The 4,698-nt window shown below is 35.9% G+C and carries 1 protein-coding gene and 2 pseudogenes; all 3 read right to left on the bottom strand.

What is annotated here, in order from left to right; translation table 11 throughout:
- Nucleotides 1–135: 135 nt before the first annotated feature.
- Nucleotides 136–975, bottom strand: a pseudogene (locus IM473_RS05480) (O-linked N-acetylglucosamine transferase, SPINDLY family protein); the annotation flags it as partial.
- 12 nt (nt 976–987) lie between these two features.
- The gene (locus tag IM473_RS05475; protein ID WP_287660474.1) at nt 988–3,147 is read right to left on the bottom strand and encodes an O-linked N-acetylglucosamine transferase, SPINDLY family protein; all 2,160 of its coding nucleotides are present in this window, start codon (nt 3,145–3,147) and stop codon (nt 988–990) included.
- A gap of 17 nt (nt 3,148–3,164) precedes the next feature.
- Nucleotides 3,165–4,559 (bottom strand): annotated as a pseudogene (locus tag IM473_RS05470) (O-linked N-acetylglucosamine transferase, SPINDLY family protein); the annotation flags it as partial.
- Between the last annotated feature and the right edge of the window lie 139 nt (nt 4,560–4,698).

The raw sequence follows: 4,698 nt of genomic DNA, 5'->3' as shown, positions 1-4,698 counted from the left end.
CTAAGACTTTCTGGTATAGTTCACTTATCATTTTCGTTATTTAGGTCATATATAGTAAATATGACTTATCTTTTTTGGGAGTCTGTGTCTGTATTCCATGCTACATAAGCTTTTCAGCTTGCTTGTCCCCCTGTCAGGTAAATTTCCCCAGTCTCCCTTAGCTTGTAAAATACCAATCACTAGAGAAATTCCCAAGAGCTTTTCAGTAGTTGTCTGGCAACTTTTATAAAAATTTTCGGCAATTTCTAGAGATTTTTTATAGTCAACAGTGGTGGTTTTATAAAGATTAAACAAACTATTTTGTAAGTATAAATCCTCTGGTAGAAAGCGCAAACAAAGTTCTACTAAATTAATAGCAAATACACTTTGTTTTTGTTGATAACCATAATTGACAATTGCTGAGATAACTTTGGCTGCAATTATTTCTGGATTATTGATATGTAAGGCTGCTAATTCTAAAAAGTGGATGGTATCAGTACAGGGGTAGATTAAAACTTTTTCTGTCACTCGCAGCAGTAAATCAAGATTAATTGCTGCTGTAGCTGTATTATCTAACAGTTCAAATACACACCAATCACTGCACTTTTCCATCGCAAAATTTTGGAATTGTATTTCTAATTCCATCAGATGCAGGAGATTATTTAAACAACTAGGATTAAGATTTTGTAGCTGCCATCGAATGAGATAACTTGTCTCTAGTCTTTGGGAATTTTCTTGTCTGGTTGCCTCTGCATCTAGGATTTGAGTTAAAGTTTCTATCCACCCCGATAATTCTGATTCGGCTGCTTGACTCAACACCAGTAACCAAGTAGCTTGTGCGTCTTCTTCTCTATCTTGTAAAAGATAGGCTAATCCTAGATAAAAATAATCCTCAATCACCAGAGAATTGGTTTCAATTAATTGTTCATAAAACTGCACTACTCTTTGATAATTGTTGTCATTTAAATGGGTTTGTATGTCTTGATGCCATTGCATAGTTTTTATCCGCTAAGATTGACAATAAATATTCCACATTTGCCGATAAGCATTTTCTAAATCTCTGGTAAATTGTTTGGCATTCCAGAGGGGAGATGTATGACGAGACTTTCGGAGTTTCCAACGGACTTCTTCTCTTAAATTTTTATCCAATCCTAACTTAATTCCCCACTGTACATATTCTTCATCACTCCAAGCTATACCCTCAGTTATTCCCGCATTCATCATTAAAGTATAACCGTTGCGGGATGACCATTGTTGCCCCACTTTAACCACGAGAGGAATTCCCATCCAGAGGGTTTCTAAGGTGGTTGTACCACCATTAAAGGGATAGGTGTCCAAAACCACATCAGCGATGGCTAAATTTGCCCTGTAGGTTTCCGTCTGATAGAGAGGAAGCATCTTAATTCGATTAGTTTCTACCCCAACTTCTGCGGCAATTTGACAGAATAAATCCAGGAGGGAATTATCATCGGCAACTCCTTGAATCAGGAAATAACTATTAGCTACGGATTTGAGGATTTGCATTTGTAAGCGAATCGTCGCAGGATTACGCTTAATTGCTGTTTGAGAACTTAGGTAAATAACCGCATCGTTATTAATACCTAAATCTTCTCTTCGCAGGGTAGGAACGGCTGTTTCAAAACCATCCACAGCGACAAAAGCATCAGGTAAACGCCAGATTTTTTCCTGATAATATTCTTGGGCATTTTCTGGCAATACATAAGGATCCGCTAAAAGATAATCTACTGCGGGTAAACCAGAACCATCAAAACCTAACCAGTTAACTTGAATAGGGGCAGGTTTTAAGGCAATAACTTGGGCAACGATTGCCCCAGTACCACTATCTAAGTCTACAAGAATATCGATGTTATCTTCTTTAATTTTGCGATAGGTTGCTAGGGAATCAGCAGTAGCATGATAGATTTTATCTGCGGGATTAGAAAACCATTGTTGAGTTATTTCATCCACGGGTTGATTCACCATATAAAGGTGAATATCAAACTGTTCACGATTGTGATAATTAATAGTCCAACGACTCAATAAACCCACGGGATGACGTTTTAAGGTTTGGGCAATGTAACCAATTTTAAGTTTTTTATCAGGATTATATTCTCTAGGTTTTTCAAAACTTTCCTCCTGAAAACCCAGCATTTCTTTGTAGGTTTCTTGAAAAAAACTACCAATCTGACTTAAAAGCGGTCGATTCTCTTTCGGGTTATCTTCATAGTAAGAAATCGGGTTCATGACTGTTAGTAAAGCTCCCCGAACTAAGGGATGTATATCTTGGGGCTTTTTTTCTATAAATTCTTTAATTAAGTGTTTATACTCTTGACAAATACTAGGAATGTCATTCCATTTTGAGGCTCGTAAAGAACCACTAAAGAGGAGCGATTGACTAAACATTTTTAAATCAATCGTTTGACTTTTCTCTTTCAACTTATTGACTAAATTGATGGCTTTTTCATAGTCAGGTAAAGAGATATAAAACCAAAATAAATTAACTTCTAAGTACAAACTTTCGGGATAAAGGGGAAGAAAAGCTTCCGCTAAGTCAACGGAATAAATAGGTTGATATTTCTCAAAAGCAAAGCGTCCAGCAACAGTGATGACGTGATTAAGTAATTCTAGAGAATTGTCAAGATAGGGTAAACTTAACCGAACTAATTCTATGGTATATTCATGAGCATAAGGTATGACGGCAATTACTACCCGTTCCAATAATTGAGAGTTAACTGAACCCTGAGTAATTAATTCTAGTATTTGCCATTCTTGCAGTTGTTGAGAATCAAATCTATTTAATTTAATTTCAATGAGGGTTAAATGCAGTAAATTATCGAGATAACTGGGATTAATTTCCTGTAGATGTTTACGAATTAACCAACTTGTTTCTAGATTTTCTAACTCTAATTGTCGGTTAGCTTCGGCAGCTAAAATATTGCTTAATTCTAGCAGCCATGACTCGGTTTCCTGTTCTTCTCCTTGAGTGAAAACAAATAACCAAGTAGCTTGTGCTTCTTCTTCTTTTGCCTGCAAAAGATAGGATAATCCTAAATACCAATAATAACTAATTTCTGGGGTTTCTCTTTCTATCAGTTCTTCGTAAAACTGACTAACAATATCGTATTGATTGTTTTCTAAAGCGGTTTTAACTTCATTTTGCCAAGACATGATTTAATTCTCCCTGATTAACTTTCACAATAGATTTGCCACATTTGACGATAGGCATTTTCCACATTTTTAGTAAACTGACGTGCATTCCAAATCGGTGAAGTTTGTCTAGATTCATCTAATTTAGCGATAACTTTGCGTCTCAATTGTTCATCCTTACCTAACTTAATTCCCCAATCGATATACTCTTCATCACTCCAAGCAATACCCTCACTAATTCCCGCATTAACCATTAAAGTATAACTATTTCTCGATGACCATTGTTGACCAACTTTTGTAACTAAAGGAATCCCCATCCACAGCACATCTAAAGTTGTCATTCCTCCCGTAAAAGGATAGGTATCTAAAACCACATCAGCTATTCTTAAATTTGCTCGATAAATTCCTGTGGGATAGAGGGGTAAGATTTTTAATCTCTCATAATTAATTCCTTCTTCCTCGGCAATTTTGAAAAATAATTTTTCCACTGATTTAGCATCACTTAACCCTTGAATACTCAAATAACTATTAGGAACTGCCTTTAAAACTTGTAGCTGAAGTCGAATAGTTTCAGGGTTACGTTTAACCCCAGTTTGTACGGTTAAGTAATTAATTGCATCCTCTGGAATCCCTAAATCATCCCTGCGGAGAGAGGGGTAAGCAACCTCGACACCATCCACACAAATATAGGAATTAGGTAAGCGCCAAATTTTTTCTCGGTAGTATTCCTGTGCATCTGCTGGTAAAACGTAATTATCAGCAAGATAGTAATCGATTGCTGGAATTCCTGACGCGTCAAAACCTAACCAAGTTACTTGTATTGGTGCGGGTTTTAGTGCCATGACTTGACAAGTTGCGTTATTAGTGATGCTGTCTAAATCTACCAAAATATCAATGTTATCTTGATTAATTTTTTCAGCAATCAGCAGAGGATTAATCGGTAAGTTATAGCAAGCATTTACCTGATTTTTAAAACAATTTTCAGTGATAAGGTCTTCTTTTTGAGATACTAGGTATAAAGAGACGTGAAACTCATTATAGTCATGATACTTCATTAACCACCTAGAAATTAATCCAATAGAATGATTATATAAAGTATGGGCAATATAGCCAATTTTTAGAACTTTGTTGCTGTCTTTAATAGTCGATTTTTGCAGAGAATGACAGTTAGAGTTATTACGAACATATTCCTGAAAAAGTTGACCAACACAATTATTAATGTAACGATTTTCTCTTGGGTTATCTTCTAGGTAAACTAGAGGGGATAAAATTGTTAGGGATGGTTTATCCAATAATCTTGGACATTCTCGATTAGCGATACTTTTTTGCAAAGATTCTGTATATTCTTCAACATCTGCCTTAATATCGACCCAATCACCACTAAATAATTTGACATAAAGAGCAATAAAATCAGCTACAGCTTGAGAAGGCAACCTGACAGGGGGACAAGAAAGATGAAATCCATAGATCATAAGCTTTTCATGGTTTTGGCTCGAAAAAGTTCGCCGCACCATCTCTCACTTATTAATAATAATTCCTAGTAAGCTCGCTCCTATCCCTAATTCTTTCGTT

Source organism: Microcystis sp. M015S2, from assembly GCF_020245945.1.
Taxonomy (GTDB): domain Bacteria; phylum Cyanobacteriota; class Cyanobacteriia; order Cyanobacteriales; family Microcystaceae; genus Microcystis.
This window is presented reverse-complemented; position numbering and strand designations above follow the sequence as displayed.